Raw genomic sequence first — 18,203 nt, 5'->3', positions numbered from 1 at the left:
AGCAGGCAAAAAAAAACGCCTGCACGAAGCAGGCGTTAAGTTATTGAGGCAGGTTTCATACAGGCAAGAAACCTATCGAGCAGTGAGTTAGTTATAAGCAATTCCGCGCCGCGATCCAAGCTAAAAGTTTGATAAGACATAAACTCCCCGGTAGTGTCGCGGTCAATAAAACAAGGGCAGAGCAGGATTGTCTTCGAAATGGAGCTCGATTTTTTCCAAAACGCACGGGCGTTTCTGGCCGCAATTGCGGTGATTCTGTGGCCGTCATCCGGCGCAGCGGGGCCGCAACACGGGATATCTATGTACGGGTCCCCGGCCCTACCACCGGATTTTGTGTCATTGCCCTATGTCAATCCGGACGCACCAAAGGGCGGATCCATCACGCTCGGCAATACCGGCGGTTTCGACAGCCTCAACCCATACGTGCGCAAAGGCACGGCGCCCTGGCAGCTTTCTTTTTTCACCCACGAGTCCCTGATGGGCCGATCCTGGGACGAACCCTTCGCGCTTTACGGTCTGTTGGCCGAATCGGTCGAGGTGCCGCCGGACCGGGCCTGGGTCGAATTCACACTGCGCCCCGAGGCGCGGTTTTCCGATGGCACGCCCGTCACGGTGGCGGACGTGATCTTTTCCTACGAACTTCTGGGGACCGAGGGTCATCCCAGGTATCATGGCCTTTGGTCGCAGATCGACAGCATCGAACAGACCGGGCCGCGCAGCGTGCGGATGACGTTCAACACCGACAACCGCGAATTGGCGCTTTTGGCGGGCATGCGCCCGGTTCTGAGCCGGGCACAGTGGGAGGGGCGCGATTTTGCCAATGCGCCGCTCGCCGATGTGCCGCTGGGGACCGGACCCTATGTCGTGTCGGATTTCGAGGCCGGGCGCCATGTAACGCTGACGCGCGACCCCGATTACTGGGGCAAGGATGTCCCGTTTCGGCGCGGCAGCCACAACTTCGATGAAATCCGCCTGGATTTCTATGGCGATGCCTCGGTCCTGTTCGAGGCGTTCAAGGCCGGAGAAATTTCCGCCCTGCGCGAATTCAACGTGGAAACCTGGGCCACGCAGTATGATTTTCCCGCCGTCACGCGCGGCGACGTGGTGAAATCCGAGATCCCGCATCAAAAGCCGTCGGGCATGACCGGTTTCGTGATGAACACCCGGCGCGCGCCCTTCGACGACTGGCGCGTGCGCGAGGCGCTGATCCAGGCGTTCAATTTCGAATACATCAACGACACGCTGACCGGCGGCGCGCAACGGCGGATCACGTCGTATTTCTCGAATTCGGTGCTGGCCATGCGACCCGGCCCCGCGCCAAAGGATGTCGCTGCACATCTGGCACCCTTCGCCGACAGCCTGCCGCCCGGAACGCTGGAAGGCTATAGCCTGCCCCAGGGCGACGGATCGGCGCGCAACCGCAAGGGCATACGCCGCGCGATGGCGCTGCTGGAGCAAGCGGGATTTACCGCGCAGGACGGCACGATGCGCGATGCCGACGGCACGCCGCTGGCCTTTTCCATCCTGCTGGCCAAGGGCAGTTCCGAAAACATCGCCATCGCGGAGCTTTACACGCAGGCGCTGACACGGTTGGGGATCAAGGCGGAGGTCGCGGCGATCGACGATGCGCAGTACGTGGCGCGGGTGAATGGGTTCGACTTTGACATGACGACCTTCCGGCGTGCGCTGTCGCTCAGCCCCGGCACCGAACAGCGGTTCTATTGGGGGTCGGAGGCCGCGGCACAGGAGGGGTCGCGCAACCTGATGGGCGTGGCATCGCCCGCCGTGGACGCGATGATCGACGCGATGCTGCAGGCACGTGGCCAGGAGGACTTCGTCGCCGCGACCCGCGCGCTTGACCGGGTGCTGACGGCAGGGCGCTACGTCATCCCCTTCTGGCAGTACGATGCCGGTCTGATCGCGCATATCGCCGAGATGAAATACCCCGAACCGCTGCCGATCTATGGCGACGGCCCGAATTTCATGCCCGAAGTCTGGTGGTACGCGCCGCGCTAGGCGGTTCTGGCCCTGCCGGTTTGCAAAGGTCTGCGGCACGCTTTGCAAATCCGTCCGGCGGGCGCCGCCGCAGCCTTGATCAGGTCAGCGCGGTGACCCAGAGGATCGTCGCGTCCTCGTCGCTCAGCGACACGACGTTATGCCCCATCGTGGCGTCGTAATATGCACTGTCGCCGCGGCGCATCTCGACCGGCTCGTAGAACTCGGTATAGAGCCGCACGACTCCGGTCAGCACATACAGGAATTCCTCGCCATCGTGGCGCACCCAGCCGTCGAATTCCTCCATCGACCGGGCCCGCACGCGCGCGCGATAGGGCAGCATCTGCTTTTTGGTCAGCGTCTCGGCCAAAAGTTCGTGTTCGTAGGTGACGGTCGCCTGCGCGTTGCCCTGGCCCGATTTCGTGACCGACATGCGCCCGCCCACCTGCCCCTGCTGGGGCGGAGTGAAAAGTTGCGGCACGGAAATCTCTAGCCCGACGGCCAGCTTCTTGAGCGCCTCATAGGTCGGTGACATTTGGCCGTTCTCGATCTTGCTGAGCGTGGAGCGCGCCAGCCCCGCCTGGTTGGCTGCCTGTTCCAACGTCCAGGCGCGGGCCTTGCGCAATTCGCGCACCCGCGCGCCCAGATCAAGCGGCTCAGCGCGGTCCGTCCCACCGTTCTGGCGGGCGATCTGGATCAGGGATTTGGGATCTTGTCCGGTCATGGCGCCAACCTATAGGCGGCGCGCCGCATGCTTGCAACGCGCCAGACGTCGCGCTAGCAGACGGATCATGATGTCTGAAGTCGCCTCCGAGCCGTTTGCCCCCTGCCCCGCGCCCTTCAACATGGCGCGGCACGTGTTGCAGGCCGGCGTATCGCGCGGATCGGCGCCGGCGCTGTCGGTGCTGGGGCCGCTGGGCGCCCGGACCTGGAGCTTCGACGCGGTGCGCGCGGCCGTTCTGGGCACGGCGACCGGATTGCTGCGCTGCGGTCTTGCGCCCGGCGATATCGTTCTGATGCGGCTGGGCAATACGGTGGATTTTCCGTTTGCCTACCTGGGGGCGCTGGCCGCCGGGCTGGTGCCGGTGCCGACCTCTGCCGCGCTGACCGAAGCGGAGGTGGTGCGGATCATCGCCGATCTCGCGCCGCGCGCGGTTCTGCGCGATCCGGATGTGGCCTGCCCCGATCACCCGGCGACGCATATGACGGATGCCCTGCGCGACTGGCGCGGCCTGCCACCGGCGGCGTTTCACATGGGCGATCCCGACAGGCTGGGCTATGTCATCTATACCTCCGGTACGTCGGGCAGCCCGCGCGCCGTGGGGCACGCGCATCGCGCGATCTGGGCCCGGCAGATGATGTTCGAGGGCTGGTACGGGCTGCGCCCCGACGACCGGCTGCTGCACGCCGGGGCGTTCAACTGGACCTACACGCTGGGCACCGGGCTGATGGATCCCTGGACGATCGGCGCGACCGCGCTGATCCCCGGTGCGGGCACGACCTCGGGCGATCTGGCGGGCCTGCTGGCGGCGCATGACGCCACGATCTTTGCCGCCGCTCCGGGGGTGTACCGCCAGATGCTGAACGCGGGCGCGCCGCCGGACCTGCCGCTGCTGCGCCATGGGCTGAGCGCGGGCGAAAAGCTGCCGCACCGGGTGCGCGCGGCCTGGGAGGATGCGACCGGCACGCCGATCCACGAAGCCTACGGGATGTCGGAATGTTCCACCTTCATCTCCTCCAGTCCGCGGCATCCGGTGCGCGCGCCGCAGGTTCTGGGCCATGTGCAGCCTGGCCGCCGGGTGGCGCTGCTGGGCGACGACGGCCCCGTTCCGCTGGGTGCCGAGGGCACGATCGCGGTCCACCGCGGCGATCCGGGGCTGATGCTGGGCTATCTGGGCGCCGAGGACGAGACCGCCGCCCGGATGCAGGGCGAATGGTTTCTGACCGGCGATCAGGGGTCGATGGATGCGCAGGGCGCGATCACCTATCTGGGACGGCATGACGACATGATGAACGCCGGCGGCTACCGCGTGTCCCCGATCGAGGTCGAACAGGCGCTGTTGCAGATACCCGGCATCACCGGCGCGGGCGTCACGGACGTGGAGGTCAAAGCCGATACCCGAGTGATCGCGGCCTTCTACACCGGGCCCGCCGCACTGGACGACGCGGCCCTGCGGGGGTATGCGCAGACCAAGCTGGCGCGCTACAAATGCCCGCGCCTTTACATTCACGTGCCCGACCTGCCCACGGGCGGCAACGGCAAACTGCTGCGGCGTGCTCTGCGCGCCAGCTTTGAGGCAAAACAATGACCGACCCGATCAAGCTCGATATCATGTCCGACCCGATCTGCCCGTGGTGCTATATCGGCAAGGCGCACCTGGACCGCGCGCTGGCCGATCATCCCGACCATCCCTTCGCGATCGAATGGCACCCGTTTCAGCTTAATCCCGACATGCCCGCGGGCGGCATGGACCGGCGCACCTATCTCGAGACGAAGTTCGGCGGCAAGGAAGCGGCGGTGCGCGCCTATGCGCCCGTGGTCGAACATGCGCAGGCTGCCGGCCTCAAGATCGATTTCGAGGGGATGAAACGCACACCCAACACGATGGATGCGCACCGCCTGATCCACTGGGCGGGCATCGAAGGTCGGCAGACGGCGGCGGTTTCGGCGCTGTTTCACGCCTATTTCGTCGAGGCACGCGACATCGGCGACGCCGAAGTGCTGGCCGACATCGCGGATGCGATCGAGATGGACGCATCGGTCGTGACCCGGCTTCTGGCCTCGGACGCGGATCTGGCCGACATCGCCGCGCGCGACGCCCACAGCCGCGAGATGGGGATCACGTCGGTCCCCACCTTCATCGTGGCGGGCAAACACGCCGTGCCGGGCGCTCAGCCGCCCGAATTGTGGGCCAAGGTCATTGCAGAGCTTGCAAAACAGACCTGAGCGAAGGGTTTGTTCATAAATTAATGTTTTGCTTTGATTGGTGAATTGCCGTAGCTTTTTCGTAATGAGGGGCAAAAGCCCCCGTTTTTACAGACTATTGAGCGGTTTACATGGCAAAAGATATGGCGGCGCCTGACATGGTGCATGATGCGGGTGCGCAGCGCGAGGCGCGGATATCCGAAATCCACGCGACCGCGCTGGCGGAGTTGACCGCGCCCACGGGCGACGTTCCCCACTGGGCGCTCTACGGCGAATTGCAGCAGTTGCGCACCCGGCCCTTTCGCACCGATTGGCTCGAGGCGGTGATCATGGTCGCGGGCATCGGGCGCATTCGCCCAGCCAAGATGGTCGGGCATCTCAACAAGCTGCGCCACAAGCGCAACGTGCAAAATCAGGCCGAGCTTTTTCAGACCTTCTTGGCCACGCTGCGCGCCTATATGGGCGACGACCGGCTGACCAATCACGGCTTCGGCTCCGAGACCTTCGCCGATCTGGACCACGACAGCGTTTGGCGGCATGTGGAGCGGCATCTGGGCGCGCTGCGCGACGAAGGCTACGAGGTCTTTCTCAATTCCGGCACCCTGTTGGGGGTGGTGCGCGACGCGCGGCTGATCGAACATGACGATGACATCGATCTGGCCTTGCTGCTCAAGGCCCGGACAGAGGCGGAGGCCGCGGCCGAATGGCTGACCCTGCGCACCCGGCTTGAGGAGTTGGACCTGTTTGACGCCGAGACGTTCAAGCAGGCCGCGATCTACAAGCTCAAGCCCGTCGGCACGACGCAGATCGATCTGTTCCCGGCCTGGATCGAAGACGACAAGGTCTTTGTCTATCCCCATACCCATGGGCAGTTGTCGCGCGGCGATGTGCTGCCGCTGCAAACCTGTGCGGTGACCGGCAATGCCCTGCCCGCCGAGCCGGAAAAGATGCTTGCGCTGAACTATGGCAAGGGCTGGGTGAAACCCGATCCCTTCTTCAAATTCCCCTGGCGGTCTGCGAACGCGCGCTTTGCGCCCTTTCTGGAAAGGCTCCAGGCATGACCAAGACGCTCCCCAATCGCACGATCCTGACCTATGGCACCTTCGATCTGTTCCATTACGGCCACGTGCGCCTGCTGCAGCGGCTGGCCACGATGGGCAGCGAACTCATTGTCGGCTGCTCCACCGACGAATTCAACGCGCTCAAGGGCAAATCCTGTGTCATGCCATATGAGCAGCGGCGCTTGATCCTTGAATCCTGCCGCTATGTCAGCCGCGTGATCCCCGAAACCACCTGGGAGCAGAAACGCAGCGATATCGTGAATTACAACGTCAGCGTATTCGCGATCGGCGACGACTGGACGGGGCATTTCGACGATCTGCGCGACGTGGCCGAAGTGCTGTATCTTCCGCGCACCAAGAACGTGTCGACAACCGAGCTGAAGGCGCAGATCGCGGCGCGCAAGGCGGCGGTGGCCTGACCTGCTGACGCAGGTCCGTCTGTGCGAAATTCCACAGATCCCGACAGGCGGCGGACTTGTGAGAAATACAACTTCCGGTTAACTTGATTTAGGGTCTGTCAGTCTCGGGGCCTTTTTCTGACGGAGCCATTTTGAATAACCAATCCCTGAAACCGGCAATGTCGCGGTCCGAACTGGTCGCGCTGATGGCGATGATGTTCGCCACCATCGCCTTTTCGATCGACGCCATGTTGCCCGCGCTGCCGCAGATCGCGCGGGAACTGACCCCGGAGGATGTGACGCGCGCGCCGCTGATCCTGACGGCCTTCGTGCTTGGCATGGGGTTGGGCACGTTCTTTTCCGGGCCCCTGTCGGATGCCTTCGGGCGCCGGGCGGTGATGTTCGGTGGGGCTGCGCTTTATTGTTCGGCGGCGGCCGTGGGCTGGGTTAGCCAGTCGCTCGAACTGATGCTTGCGGCGCGGGTCGTGCAGGGCATCGGCGCGTCGGGGCCGCGGGTGGTGTCGGTGGCGATCATCCGCGATCTGTTTTCCGGCCGCGAGATGGCGCGCATCCTGTCCATCGTGATGATGATCTTTACCATCGTTCCGGCCTTTGCCCCGGCCATGGGCGTGGTCATCATCGCGACCGCGGGCTGGCGTGGCATCTTCCTCGCTTTCATCGTGTTTTCGGTCATATCGGCGCTATGGCTCGGGCTGCGGCTGCCCGAAACCCTGCCGCGCGATCAGCGGCGCCCGCTGCGCCTGGCGCTGGTGCGTGATGCGGTGCGCCAGATGTTCAGCCATCCCACCGTGCGCCTGTCGATCCTTGTGCAGACACTGGCGATGGCGATGCTGTTCACCACGCTGATGATGATCCAGCCGGTGTATGACCTGATCTTTCACCGGGTCGACAGCTTTCCCTTCTGGTTCGGGGGGGTGGCGCTTGTGTCCGGTTTGTCCAGCCTGCTCAATGCCTTGCTGGTCGTGCGGCTGGGAATGCGCCGGTTGATCACCTTTGCGCTGGGGCTGCAGATCGTCCTGTCGGGGGCGATGCTGCTGCTGGGTGTGCTGCCCGAACCCTACGGTTTTGCCGCCTTTGTCGTCTGGCAGTTCTTCGTCTTTTTTCAGGCCGGGCTGACGGTGGGCAATCTCAATGCGATCGCGATGGAGCCGATGGGCCATATCGCAGGTATGGCGGCATCGGTGATCGGTGCCGTGTCCACGGTGCTGGCCGCGGCCATCGCGTCGCCCATCGGGTTGCTGTTCGACGGCACGACACGGCCCCTTGTGGGGGCGGTGTTCTGCATGGCTGCACTGGCCTTTGCGCTGATGATCCACATGGCGCGGCTCGATGCGCGCACGGTGCCCGCGCAATAGCGCCGCGCTACTCCGCCGCCCTGGCTTTCGGAGCCGCGTCGCGTTTGGGCGCCTTGCGCGCTTCCTTGACCTTGTCGGCCAGATCGCGGGCGATGGCAAAGGCGCCCTTGATCTTGTCGACTTCGGATTTCCAGTCGCGGCGCACGACGATCTTGTTGTCCTTGACCTTGGCCAGCCCGCGCTGATCCTGGATGAATTCGACCAGTCCCTTCGGGCTTGCGAACTTGTCGTTGTGAAACTGGATCGTCGCGCCCTTGGGCCCGCCGTCAAGCTTGGCAATGCCCGCGCGTTTGCACATCGCCTTGATCCGCACCACCAGCATCAGCGTGTTCACCTCGCGCGGCAGTTTGCCGAAGCGGTCGATCAACTCGGCGGCAAAGCCCTCAAGCTCAACCTTGGTGGTCAGCGAGGACAGGCGGCGATACAGCCCCAGACGCACGTCGAGATCGGGCACGTACTCCTCGGGGATCAGCACCGGCACGCCAAGGTTGATCTGCGGCGCCCATTGATCGTCTGCCTCCGACAACCCCTCCATCTGGCCCGAGCGGATCTTGGCGATCGCCTCCTCCAGCATGGATTGATACAGCTCGAAGCCCACATCCCGCATCTGGCCCGACTGTTCTTCGCCCAGCAGGTTGCCCGCGCCGCGAATGTCCAGATCCTGGCTGGCCAGCGTGAACCCTGCCCCCAGCGTATCGAGAGAGCTGAGCACACGCAGGCGCTTTTCGGCCGTGGTGGTCAGTTTCGCGCGGGGTTTCGTGGTCAGATACGCATAGGCGCGGGTCTTGGAGCGCCCCACCCGGCCGCGGATCTGGTACAGCTGCGCCAGCCCGAACATGTCGGCCCGGTGCACGATCATCGTGTTGGCCGTGGGAATGTCGAGCCCGGATTCCACGATTGTCGTTGCCAGAAGGATGTCGAACTTGCCATCGTAGAAGGCGTTCATGCGGTCATCCAACTCGCCCGCCGCCATCTGGCCGTTGGCCACGACATAGGACAGCTCCGGCACCTGTTCCTTGAGGAAGGCTTCGATCTCGGGCAGGTCCGAAATGCGCGGCACCACGTAGAACGACTGCCCGCCGCGATAGTGTTCGCGCAAAAGCGCCTCGCGGATGGTGATGCTGTCGAATTCGCTGACGTAGGTGCGAATGGCCAGACGGTCCACCGGGGGCGTGCCGATGATCGACAGGTCGCGCACCCCCGTCAGCGACAGTTGCAGGGTGCGCGGAATGGGCGTCGCGGTCAGGGTCAGCACGTGGATATCCGTGCGCATCTGCTTGAGCCGTTCCTTGTGGGTGACGCCGAAATGCTGCTCCTCGTCGATGACCAGAAGTCCGAGGTTCTGGAACCTGATGTTCTTGGCCAAAAGCGCATGGGTGCCGATGACGATATCGATGGTGCCCTTTGCCATGCCCTCGCGGGTGGCGTTGGCGTCCTTTGTGCTGACAAAGCGCGACAGTTGGCGCACCTCGACCGGAAAGCCGCGGAACCTTTCGGAAAAGCTCTTGAAATGCTGACGGGCCAGCAGCGTCGTCGGCGCGATCACGGCCACCTGCACGCCCGACATCGCCGCGACGAAGGCCGCGCGCATCGCCACCTCGGTCTTGCCAAAGCCGACGTCGCCGCAGACCAGCCTGTCCATCGGGTTGCCCGACGTCAGATCGTCCACCACGTCGCCGATGGCGCTCAGTTGATCGTCGGTCTCCGAATAGGGAAAGCGGGCGGAGAACGCGTCCCACATGCCCGGCGGTGGTTCAAGAACCGGCGCCTTGCGCAGGGCGCGTTCGGCCGCGACGCGAATGAGCTTGTCCGCCATCTCGCGGATGCGTTCCTTGAGCTTGGCCTTCTTGGCCTGCCACGCGCCACCGCCCAACCGGTCGAGCAGACCTTCCTCGTGACCGTATTTCGACAGCAGTTCGATATTCTCTACCGGCAGGTAAAGCTTTGATCCTTCGGCATATTCCAGCAAGATACATTCATGTGCGGCCCCCGCTGCGGTGACCACCTCAAGCCCGGTATAGCGCCCGATGCCATGATCGACATGCACGATCAGATCGCCGGGCGTCAGGCTTTGCGTCTCGGTCAGGAAATTCTCGGCCCGGCGCTTGCGCCTGGTGGAACGGATCAGACGGTCGCCCAGCACATCCTGCTCTGAAATCACCGTCATGCCGGGCGCGTCAAAGCCGTGGTCCAGCGCCCAGACCGCAAGGTGCAGCCCGCGCTTGCCGATGCGTGTGGCATTGGGCACCGGGATCGCCTCGGCCAGGCCTTCGTCCTCGATGAGGCCGGTCAGACGCTCGCGCGCGCCTTCCGAATAGCTGGCGATCAGCACCGGACCCTTGTCCAGCTTTGCCTTGATATGCGCGGCCAGGGCACCGAAAAGGCTGATGCTTTCCTGCTGCCGTTCGGGGGCGAAATTGCGGCCGATGCGCCCGCCAGCGTCCAGCACGCCGGGGCCCGTGGGCTGCACCAGCGGGGCCAGTTGCAGAACCCGGCGGCCCTCCATCGCGGCCTCCCACCCCGCGTCGTCCAGATACAGCCCGCCCGGCGGACTGGGCTTGTAGACGCTGTCCATCTTCGAGCGGTGCGCCATCGCCAGCCTGCGGGTCTCGTACTGGTCGGCGATGCTGTCCCAGCGCGCCAGCCGCATCGGTGTGACCTGATCGTCAAGGCTGATGGTGGCGCGCGGCAAAAAGTCGAACAGCGTCTCCAGATCGTCGTGGAAAAACGGCAGCCAGTGTTCCGCGCCCTGATGCTTGCGGCCCGCGCTGATCGCCTCGTACAGCGGATCGTCGGTGCCCGCAGCACCGAATTCGATGCGGTAATTCTGCCGAAAGCGCGTGATCGCGGCCTCGTCGAGGATCACCTCGCTGACCGGGGCCAGCTCAACCAGGTCCAGCTTTTCGGTGGTGCGCTGCGTGGCGGTGTCAAAGCGGCGCGCGCCATCCAGCACGTCACCGAAAAGATCAAGCCGCACCGGCCCCAGGTCGCCGGGGGGATAGATGTCGATGATGCCGCCGCGGATCGCATAGTCGCCCGGTTCCGTCACCGTGGGGCTTTGCACGAAGCCCATGCGCACCAGGAAGGCCCGCAAGGCGGCCTCGTCCACCCGGTCGCCGACACGGGCCGAAAACGCCGCATCGCGCAGCGTGGCACGGGCGGGCACCCGCTGGGTGGCGGCATTGAGTGTCGTGAGCAGCACGAAGCGCTCGGGCATCCCGTGCACCAGCCCCGCCAGCGTCGCCATCCGCTGCGCCGAGATATCGGCATTGGGCGATACCCGGTCATAGGGCAGGCAATCCCAGCTGGGGAACGTCACAACCGGCAGTTCGGGCGCGAAAAAGCGCAGCGCGTCCTGCATCGCCGCCATGCGTTTGTCGTCGCGCGCGACATGCACGACCGGGGTGCCGCGCGTGTCGAGTTCCTTGAGCAGGAGCGTCGCGTCAAAGCCTTCGGGCGCGCCGCTCAGGGTGATGTGGGATGCGTCGGTCATTGGCTGCTTCAATTGGGGCTTGCGGGCGGGGTGTCAACCGCCAAGGGGGCCAAGCGACATGTTTTGATACATCCCCCACATCGCCGTGACGAAGATCGAGATCATGCCGATGACCTGCACGAAAAAGCGGTGGCGCGTCATGCGGCGGCGCAACACCTCGCCGGTGGAGCCCTCGTCCTGGATCAGGCGCGCGGTCGACAGGCTCAACAGGCCGACGATCGACATGGGAAAGCCCAGCAGCAACAGCGCCTGCGCGAATTCCATGTCATAGTAAAATGCCAGCAGCGCCAGCATGGTCAGGAAAAAGCAGCCAAAGCCCAACAGCCACAGCCCCGACACCCGTGCGATATAAAGCAGTCGGTTGACGTTGATGCGGACCATGTCTTCGAGGTCGGTTTCGGCCTGACCGCCCTGTTTGCGCGCGCGGATGACCATGTCAAAGGGCACGCCGAGCACCCAATGGCTGGCGGTGGACCAAACGACGGCAAGCGCGATCCAGAACCACAGGTTCGAGAAGGAGCGCATGTCGATCAGTTCAAAAAGGTTCTGATACCAGTTCAAGGGGGCTGCTTTATTGTTGGCCTTTGTCCTTCTCTTATCCTTGCTTGGCGGCAATTCCTACCCTTGGCTTGCGCAAAAAATCGTGGCACTCGTTGCACTGCCCACAAAAGGTGACACAGCCGATGCGACCGACCCAAGCCGCCTACCCCGCCGCCCGCTTTCGCCGCGCCCGCCAATCGCCCGCGATCCGTGGGCTGGTGCGCGAAAACAGCTTTGGCGTCGAAGACCTGATCTGGCCTCTTTTCGTCCGGTCCGGGGATGCGATCGAAGAGCCCGTGCCGTCGATGCCGGGGGTCATGCGCCGGTCGGTGGACAAGGTGGTCGAGGCGGCGATCGAGGCCGCCGATCTGGGAATTCCGGCGATCTGCCTGTTTCCCTACACCGGCATCGAAGAGCGGACGGAGGATTGCGCCGGCGCCTGGGATCCCGACAATCACGCCAACCGCGCCATCCGCGCGATCAAGGCCGCCGTGCCGCAGATTGCCGTGATGACCGACGTGGCGCTCGATACCTACAATATCAACGGGCACGACGGTTTCGTCGAGAATGGCGAGATCGTCAACGACCGCACGATCGAGGCGCTGGTCAGGATGACCCTGGCGCAGGCCGAAGCGGGTGCCGATATCATCGGCCCCTCTGACATGATGGACGGGCGCATCGGCGCGATGCGCGGGGCGCTTGAACAGGCGGGCCACTCAAACGTCATGATCCTGAGCTATGCCGCGAAATATGCGTCCGCCTTCTATGGCCCTTTCCGCGATGCGGTGGGTGCCTCGGCGGCGCTGACGGGCGACAAGAAGACCTACCAGATGGACCCGGCCAATTCCGACGAGGCACTGCGCCTGGTCGAGCGGGACCTGAGCGAAGGCGCCGATATGGTCATGGTCAAGCCGGGGATGCCGTATCTCGATATCTGCCGCCGGGTGAAGGACGCCTTTGGCGCGCCGACCTTTGCATATCAGGTGTCGGGCGAATACGCGATGATCCAGGCGGCGGCGCAGCACGGCTGGATCGACGGCGACCGGGTGATGATGGAGAGCCTGATGGCCTTCAAGCGCGCGGGCTGCGACGGTGTGCTGACCTATTTCGCCCCCGCGGTGGCGCGGCGCTTGCGCGACGGCGGATGACGGCGACCGGTCACGGGCGGTAAGTCGCGCAAAATGCGGCGTTTGGGGTGACAGACCACGCCAATCGGCGTATGTTTGCGCATAAACCGGATCAACCGGTATTCGAGCAACAAATACAGGCACATCACATGAACACTCATAATTTTACGCGTCGCGGCTTTACCTTGGCCGCGCTGGCCGGCGTCGGCGCCCTGGCGGCCTGCGGCAACGGTGTCGGCGGTCGGGGCCCGGCCATGATCGATGCGCGCGTCGACGCCACCCTGGCCGAAATGTACCGCAACTATCCCAACACGGAATCGCTGGCGGCCAAGGCCAACGGCATGCTGGTGATGCCGCTCGTGACCGAGGCGGGCCTTGGCATCGGCGGCGCCTACGGGCGCGGCGCGCTGCGGGTGGGCGGTGTGACGGTGGATTACTATTCGACCACCAAGGCCAGCGCGGGCCTGCAGATCGGGGCGCAGCAATATGCGCATGTCCTGTTTTTCATGACCGAGCAGGCGCTGACCGATTTCCGCCGCTCGCCCGGCTGGGCCGCGGGCGCGGATATCGAATACGTGATCTCGGACCGGGGCGACAGCGTCAGCGCAGAGACGACGACCGCGCTGGCGCCGGTTCTGGCGGCGGTGTTCGGGCGCGCGGGCCTGCGCATCGGGGCCACGTTGCAGGGCACGAAATACACCCGCATCATCCCCTGATCGCGATGCCGTCTGGCCGTTTGGAAAACGACCGCACCGGGTGGCCCCGATGCGGTCGTTTTTTCATGGCGATGCGGATGTTTGAAAAAATCCGGTTTGGAAAATTCGAATTTTCCGCCCGCGCCGCGTCGGGCGTGGTCTATCCGTAGTGGCGCAGGCGCTTGATCAGGCTGGAGGTATCCCAACGCTGGCCACCCATCCTCTGCACATCCTTGTAGAACTGATCGACCAACGCCGTCACCGGCAGCGAGGCGCCCGTCTCGTCCGCGGTATCGAGGCAGATGCCCAGATCCTTGCGCATCCAGTCCACGGCAAACCCGTGGTCGAACCTGTCGTCGAGCATCGTCTCGAAGCGGTTGGCCATCTGCCAGCTGCCTGCCGCGCCCTGACTGATGACCTCGACCACCGCGCGGCCGTCAAGCCCGGCCTTCTCGGCGAAATGCAGCGCCTCGGACAGGCCCTGCACCAGCCCGGCGATGGCGATCTGGTTGCACATCTTGGTCATCTGGCCCGCGCCGCTCTCTCCGATCCGGCGGCAGATCTTGGAATAGACCTCCATCACCGGCAGCGCGCGGTCAAAGGCGCCCTGATCGCCGCCGCACATGATCGACAGCACGCCGTTTTCCGCGCCCGCCTGACCGCCCGAAATAGGCGCGTCGACAAAGCTGACCTGCCGGTCATTGGCCGCGGCATAAAGCTCGCGCGTGACCGCCGCGGAGACGGTCGTGTGATCGACGAACACCGCCCCCTTGGACATGCCGGCAAAGGCACCGTCGTCGCCAAGGCAGATCGAGCGCAGGTCGTCGTCGTTGCCGACGCAGGCCATCACGAAATCTGCTCCCATCGCCGCCTCGCGCGGGGTCTTGGCCGCCTGCCCGCCGTATTCGGCCACCCAACCCTCGGCCTTTGAATGCGTGCGGTTGTACACCGTCACATCATGGCCCGCCTTCTGCAAATGCCCCGCCATCGGTGCGCCCATGACGCCCAGTCCCAGAAATGCCAACTTGGCCATGTTATTGCCCTCTCATTCGCTGTTGCGTTACCCTGACACCCTACCTAACAGTCGCAGACCAAGGGTCAATCGCCACGCATCAACCAAGGGGGCGTTCGCATGGCATATCTGTTCAAATGGCTGCTGCGCCTGACCGCGGCGCTGCTGGTGCTGACCGTGGGCGCCGTGGGGCTGGTCTATTACCTCGCGGCGCGGTCCCTGCCCGACTACGACGCGACGCTGGATTTGCCCGGTCTGACCGCCCCGGTGGAGATTCTGCGCGACAACGCCAACGTGCCGCATATCTTCGGCGCGGCGGACGCGGACGTGTTCTATGGCCTCGGCTTTGCCCATGCGCAGGACCGCCTGTGGCAGATGACCATGCTGCGGCGCACCGCGCAGGGCCGATTGTCGGAAGTGTTCGGCGCGCGCACGCTGGAGATCGACAAGCTCTTGCGGCGGCTCGACCTCTATCCGCGGGCGGTGGCCTCGCTGGAGGTGCAGGACGCCCGGACCCTTCGGGCTCTGGAGGCCTATGCGATGGGCGTCAATGCGCGCCTGGACCAGATCAATTCGGAGGCGCTTGGACGCGGCGCGCCCGAGATGTTCCTCTTCGGGGCCCCGATGGCGCCGTGGCGGCCGGCGGATTCGCTGGCAGTGGTCAAGCTGATGGCGCTGCAACTGTCGGGCCACCTGGAGGCGGAGGTGATCCGCGCGCGGGTGTCGCTGGAACTGCCTGACGACCGGAAGATCGGCGATATCCTGCCCGATGCGCCGGGCACCGGGGTCGCGGCCCTGCCCGAATATGCGGCGCTCGTGCCGGGGGCCCCGCGGCATTTCGCCGGCCTGCCGCTGGATCCGCATCCGCTGTCGCCTTTCAAGCACCTCGCCTTTGCCGGCGCGTCGAACGCCTGGGCGGCGGCGCCCGACCGCTCCGCCTCGGGGGGCACGCTTTTGGCGAACGATCCGCATCTGGGCTTCAGCGCGCCGGCGATCTGGTATCTCGCACGGCTCGAACTGCAGTCGGGCGGCGTGATCGGCGGCACGATTCCCGGCATGCCCGTGGTCCTGACCGGGCGCAGCGCCGATCTGGGCTGGGGGCTGACCTCGTCCTACGTCGATGACCAGGATGTCTATGTCGAGGCGCTGAACCCCGACAACCCCCAGGAATACCGCACGCCCGACGGCTTCAAATCGTTCGAGACGCGCCGCTCGATCATCAATGTCAAGGATGCCGATCCGGTCACGATCACCCTGCGCTGGACCGACAATGGCCCGGTGCTTCCGGGCTCGCACTACAATCTCGGCGCGATCACGCCGCCGGGGCATGTCGCGTCGCTGGCCTGGACCGCGCTCAGCCGGCGCGACACCTCGGTGTCGGCGGCGCTCAGGCTGATGGCGGCGAAATCCGTGCGCGAGGGCATTGCGGTCAGCGAAGGCTATATCGCGCCCAGCCAGAACCTGACGCTGGTGGACAGCCGCGACATCGCGATGAAGACGATCGGCGTGATGCCGCGCCGCGATGCCGCGCATCAGTCCAAGGGGCGGATGCCCAGCCAGGGCTGGCGGAGCGAGAACCGCTGGCAGGGGCGGATGCCCTATGCGGCCAATCCCGAATTCGTGGCCCCGGCGGGCGGGATCCTAGGCAATACCAACAACAAGACGGTCGAGCGGCCCTTTCCCAACCATGTCTCGTACCTGTGGGGGGACACGCAGCGCGTGCAGCGCTGGCAGCGCCTGATGCAGAACCGGCAGGTCCATACCCGCGACAGCTTCATCGAAGCGCAGCTCGACACGGTGAGCTTTGCCGCGCGGTCGTTGTTGCCGCTGATCGGCGCCGAGCTGTGGTTCACCGGAGAGACCGCCCCCGAAGGCACGCCCGAGCGCCAGCGCCAGCGCGCGCTTGCCTTGCTGGCGGGCTGGTCGGGCGAGATGAACGAACACCTGCCCGAACCACTGATCTATACCGCCTGGCTGCGCAGCCTCCAGGCGCGGCTGATACAGGATGAACTGGGCCCGCTGGCGCAGGAGATCACGCATGTCGAACCGCTGTTCATCGAACGGGCATTCCGCGATGTCGATGGTGCGGGCGTGTGGTGCGACGTGCTGCAATCGGCCCCGGTGGAAAGTTGCGCGGACATGGCCCGGTTGGCGCTGGACGACGCGCTGATCTGGATCAACGAGACATGGGGCCCCGCGCTGGAAAGCCTGCGCTGGGGCGACGCGCATCAGGCGACGCATGATCACCAGGTGCTGGGCGACGTGCCGCTGCTGCGGTATTTCGTGAACATCCGGCAATCGACCAGCGGCGGCGATTTCACCCTGCAGCGCGGCCGGACCAGGGGCACAGGCCCGGACCCGTTCTTCAACGTGCATGGCGCGGGTTATCGGGGGGTCTATGATTTCGCCGATCCCGACAGTTCGGTCTTCATCACCTCGACCGGGCAATCGGGGCATTTCCTGTCGCGGCATTACGACGACATGGCGCAGCTTTGGCGGCGGGGCGAATATATCCCGATGTCGCTGGACGCGGATCTGGCGCGGGCGGCGGCGGTGGGCGTGACCGTGCTCAACCCCGCGAAGTGACGGCGGCGATGTCGCGGGTCATCCTCTTTCACAAGCCGTTTGGCGTGCTGTCGCAATTCACCGACAAGGGCACCGAAGGATCGCCACGCCCAACCCTGTCGCAGTTCATCGACCAGCCGGGCGTCTATCCCGCCGGGCGGCTGGATCGCGACAGCGAAGGGCTGATGGTGCTGACGGACGATGGCAAGCTGCAGGCGCGCATCGCCGACCCCAGGCACAAGATGGCCAAGACCTATCTTGTGCAGGTCGAAGGCACTCCCAACGAGGCCGCGCTGGAGGCGCTGCGCCGGGGCGTGACGCTGAAGGATGGCCCGACAAAACCCGCCAAGGCCGACCTGATCGCCCCGCCGGACCCGCTGTGGCCGCGCGATCCGCCGGTGCGGTTTCGCAAGAGTGTGCCGGACGCGTGGCTGCGCATCACCATCCGCGAGGGGCGCAATCGCCAGGTGCGGCGCATGACGGCGCATGTCGGCCTGCCATGTCTGCGGCTCATTCGCGTGCAGGTGGGCGATTGGCAACTGAACCGGCTGGCGCCCGGCGCGTGGCGGTTCGCAAGCGCCACCGGACCCTAACTAGGCCAGCCGCCGGGTGATCCAGACGCCCAGGCTGGCCGATGTCGCGGTCAGCGCCGTTCCCCAGGTGAGGTCGGTCAGGACCAGGACCCACGTCCAGTCCTTGAGCGTTGCAAGGTTGGTGAATTCATAGGTGCCATAGGCCATCGCGCCCAGCAGGGCGGCATTTCCCGCGACCCAGCCGATGCCGCGATCATCGCGCAGGCCGGGGACCGAGACGAACCACAGCAACCCGGCGATGTAGAACGCATAGAACACCAGCGCCGGGCCGATGCGCAACTCCTCCAGCAGCAAGGGCGCGATGGCCTGCTCGAACGCCGGGCGAACGATGTAGCTGAGCCCGAGATAGTCGAACCCGAGAAACAGCGCGAAGGTCAGGGCATAAAGGATGGCAAGACGCATGCGTAGGCTCCTGCGTTGGG

Annotated in this window: 15 protein-coding genes; 10 read left to right on the top strand and 5 right to left on the bottom strand. The window is 65.0% G+C overall.

Features of this window, described 5'->3' with window-relative positions:
* Positions 1-198: 198 nt before the first annotated feature.
* Positions 199-2,016, top strand: a complete 1,818-nt coding sequence (locus FDT80_RS02820; RefSeq protein WP_425471945.1) for an extracellular solute-binding protein — start codon at positions 199-201, stop codon at positions 2,014-2,016.
* A 79-nt stretch (positions 2,017-2,095) separates the two neighbouring features.
* Here the strand turns inward: FDT80_RS02820 and FDT80_RS02815 are convergent, their stop codons facing one another.
* Entirely contained in the window at positions 2,096-2,719 is a 624-nt protein-coding gene (locus FDT80_RS02815) for a helix-turn-helix domain-containing protein (protein WP_138660715.1), read from the bottom strand.
* Between the two features lie 67 nt (positions 2,720-2,786).
* Here FDT80_RS02815 and FDT80_RS02810 point away from each other — a divergent pair, with 67 nt between their 5' ends.
* The 5 genes from FDT80_RS02810 (at position 2,787) to FDT80_RS02790 (ending at position 7,756) form a co-directional block, all read left to right on the top strand.
* Positions 2,787-4,304 (top strand): class I adenylate-forming enzyme family protein, encoded by a 1,518-nt coding sequence (locus FDT80_RS02810; RefSeq protein ID WP_138660714.1) that lies wholly within the window; start codon positions 2,787-2,789, stop codon positions 4,302-4,304.
* Positions 4,301-4,942, top strand: a complete 642-nt coding sequence (locus tag FDT80_RS02805; protein WP_138660713.1) for a DsbA family oxidoreductase — start codon at positions 4,301-4,303, stop codon at positions 4,940-4,942. Before FDT80_RS02810 ends, FDT80_RS02805 begins: the two co-directional genes overlap by 4 nt.
* Positions 4,943-5,052: 110 nt before the next feature.
* The gene (locus tag FDT80_RS02800) at positions 5,053-5,982 is read left to right on the top strand and encodes a LicD family protein (protein ID WP_138660712.1); all 930 of its coding nucleotides are present in this window, start codon (positions 5,053-5,055) and stop codon (positions 5,980-5,982) included.
* Entirely contained in the window at positions 5,979-6,401 is a 423-nt protein-coding gene (locus FDT80_RS02795; protein WP_138660711.1) for an adenylyltransferase/cytidyltransferase family protein, read from the top strand. The genes FDT80_RS02800 and FDT80_RS02795 overlap by 4 nt, the downstream gene beginning before the upstream one ends.
* A 158-nt stretch (positions 6,402-6,559) precedes the next feature.
* Positions 6,560-7,756, top strand: coding sequence for a multidrug effflux MFS transporter (locus tag FDT80_RS02790; RefSeq protein ID WP_138661756.1), 1,197 nt, complete (start codon positions 6,560-6,562; stop codon positions 7,754-7,756).
* Positions 7,757-7,763: 7 nt separating this feature from the next.
* Here FDT80_RS02790 and mfd read toward each other — a convergent pair whose 3' ends face one another.
* Together mfd and FDT80_RS02780 are read right to left on the bottom strand one after the other, a co-directional pair.
* Positions 7,764-11,249 carry a transcription-repair coupling factor gene (gene mfd / locus FDT80_RS02785; protein WP_138660710.1) on the bottom strand — a complete coding sequence of 1,162 codons (3,486 nt, stop codon included), beginning with the start codon at positions 11,247-11,249 and terminating at the stop codon, positions 7,764-7,766.
* Positions 11,250-11,282: 33 nt separating this feature from the next.
* Positions 11,283-11,810 (bottom strand): component of SufBCD complex, encoded by a 528-nt coding sequence (locus tag FDT80_RS02780; protein ID WP_138660709.1) that lies wholly within the window; start codon positions 11,808-11,810, stop codon positions 11,283-11,285.
* A 122-nt stretch (positions 11,811-11,932) separates the two neighbouring features.
* On the opposite strand from FDT80_RS02780, the gene hemB reads away from it, so the two are divergent.
* Together hemB and FDT80_RS02770 are read left to right on the top strand one after the other, a co-directional pair.
* A complete protein-coding gene (hemB, locus tag FDT80_RS02775; protein WP_138660708.1) occupies positions 11,933-12,937 on the top strand; it encodes a porphobilinogen synthase in 1,005 nt (334 codons plus the stop codon).
* Positions 12,938-13,065: 128 nt separating this feature from the next.
* Entirely contained in the window at positions 13,066-13,632 is a 567-nt protein-coding gene (locus FDT80_RS02770) for a lipid-binding SYLF domain-containing protein (protein WP_138660707.1), read from the top strand.
* A gap of 139 nt (positions 13,633-13,771) precedes the next feature.
* Here FDT80_RS02770 and FDT80_RS02765 read toward each other — a convergent pair whose 3' ends face one another.
* Positions 13,772-14,644: an NAD(P)-dependent oxidoreductase gene (locus FDT80_RS02765; protein ID WP_138660706.1), complete on the bottom strand. Its 873-nt coding sequence runs from the start codon at positions 14,642-14,644 to the stop codon at positions 13,772-13,774.
* A gap of 99 nt (positions 14,645-14,743) precedes the next feature.
* Between FDT80_RS02765 and FDT80_RS02760 the strand changes: the two genes are divergently transcribed.
* Together FDT80_RS02760 and FDT80_RS02755 are read left to right on the top strand one after the other, a co-directional pair.
* A complete protein-coding gene (locus FDT80_RS02760) occupies positions 14,744-17,209 on the top strand; it encodes a penicillin acylase family protein (protein WP_138660705.1) in 2,466 nt (821 codons plus the stop codon).
* A gap of 8 nt (positions 17,210-17,217) precedes the next feature.
* Positions 17,218-17,781 (top strand): pseudouridine synthase, encoded by a 564-nt coding sequence (locus FDT80_RS02755; RefSeq protein WP_138660704.1) that lies wholly within the window; start codon positions 17,218-17,220, stop codon positions 17,779-17,781.
* Here the strand turns inward: FDT80_RS02755 and FDT80_RS02750 are convergent, their stop codons facing one another.
* Entirely contained in the window at positions 17,782-18,183 is a 402-nt protein-coding gene (locus tag FDT80_RS02750) for a DUF2177 family protein (RefSeq protein ID WP_138660703.1), read from the bottom strand.
* Positions 18,184-18,203 lie beyond the last annotated feature (20 nt).

This window comes from Sulfitobacter sabulilitoris, assembly GCF_005887615.1.
Classification (GTDB): Bacteria; Pseudomonadota; Alphaproteobacteria; order Rhodobacterales; family Rhodobacteraceae; genus Sulfitobacter_E; species Sulfitobacter_E sabulilitoris.
This window is presented reverse-complemented; position numbering and strand designations above follow the sequence as displayed.

What these genes read in the sequence shown, in the direction of transcription:
- FDT80_RS02820 (WP_425471945.1), top strand. Translation starts at nt 199, where the DNA reads ATGGAGCTCGATTTTTTCCAAAACGCACGGGCGTTTCTGGCCGCAATT.
- FDT80_RS02815 (WP_138660715.1), bottom strand. Translation starts at nt 2,719, where the DNA reads ATGACCGGACAAGATCCCAAATCCCTGATCCAGATCGCCCGCCAGAAC.
- FDT80_RS02810 (WP_138660714.1), top strand. Translation starts at nt 2,787, where the DNA reads ATGATGTCTGAAGTCGCCTCCGAGCCGTTTGCCCCCTGCCCCGCGCCC.
- FDT80_RS02805 (WP_138660713.1), top strand. Translation starts at nt 4,301, where the DNA reads ATGACCGACCCGATCAAGCTCGATATCATGTCCGACCCGATCTGCCCG.
- FDT80_RS02800 (WP_138660712.1), top strand. Translation starts at nt 5,053, where the DNA reads ATGGCAAAAGATATGGCGGCGCCTGACATGGTGCATGATGCGGGTGCG.
- FDT80_RS02795 (WP_138660711.1), top strand. Translation starts at nt 5,979, where the DNA reads ATGACCAAGACGCTCCCCAATCGCACGATCCTGACCTATGGCACCTTC.
- FDT80_RS02790 (WP_138661756.1), top strand. Translation starts at nt 6,560, where the DNA reads ATGTCGCGGTCCGAACTGGTCGCGCTGATGGCGATGATGTTCGCCACC.
- mfd (WP_138660710.1), bottom strand. Translation starts at nt 11,249, where the DNA reads ATGACCGACGCATCCCACATCACCCTGAGCGGCGCGCCCGAAGGCTTT.
- hemB (WP_138660708.1), top strand. Translation starts at nt 11,933, where the DNA reads ATGCGACCGACCCAAGCCGCCTACCCCGCCGCCCGCTTTCGCCGCGCC.
- FDT80_RS02770 (WP_138660707.1), top strand. Translation starts at nt 13,066, where the DNA reads ATGAACACTCATAATTTTACGCGTCGCGGCTTTACCTTGGCCGCGCTG.
- FDT80_RS02765 (WP_138660706.1), bottom strand. Translation starts at nt 14,644, where the DNA reads ATGGCCAAGTTGGCATTTCTGGGACTGGGCGTCATGGGCGCACCGATG.
- FDT80_RS02760 (WP_138660705.1), top strand. Translation starts at nt 14,744, where the DNA reads ATGGCATATCTGTTCAAATGGCTGCTGCGCCTGACCGCGGCGCTGCTG.
- FDT80_RS02755 (WP_138660704.1), top strand. Translation starts at nt 17,218, where the DNA reads ATGTCGCGGGTCATCCTCTTTCACAAGCCGTTTGGCGTGCTGTCGCAA.
- FDT80_RS02750 (WP_138660703.1), bottom strand. Translation starts at nt 18,183, where the DNA reads ATGCGTCTTGCCATCCTTTATGCCCTGACCTTCGCGCTGTTTCTCGGG.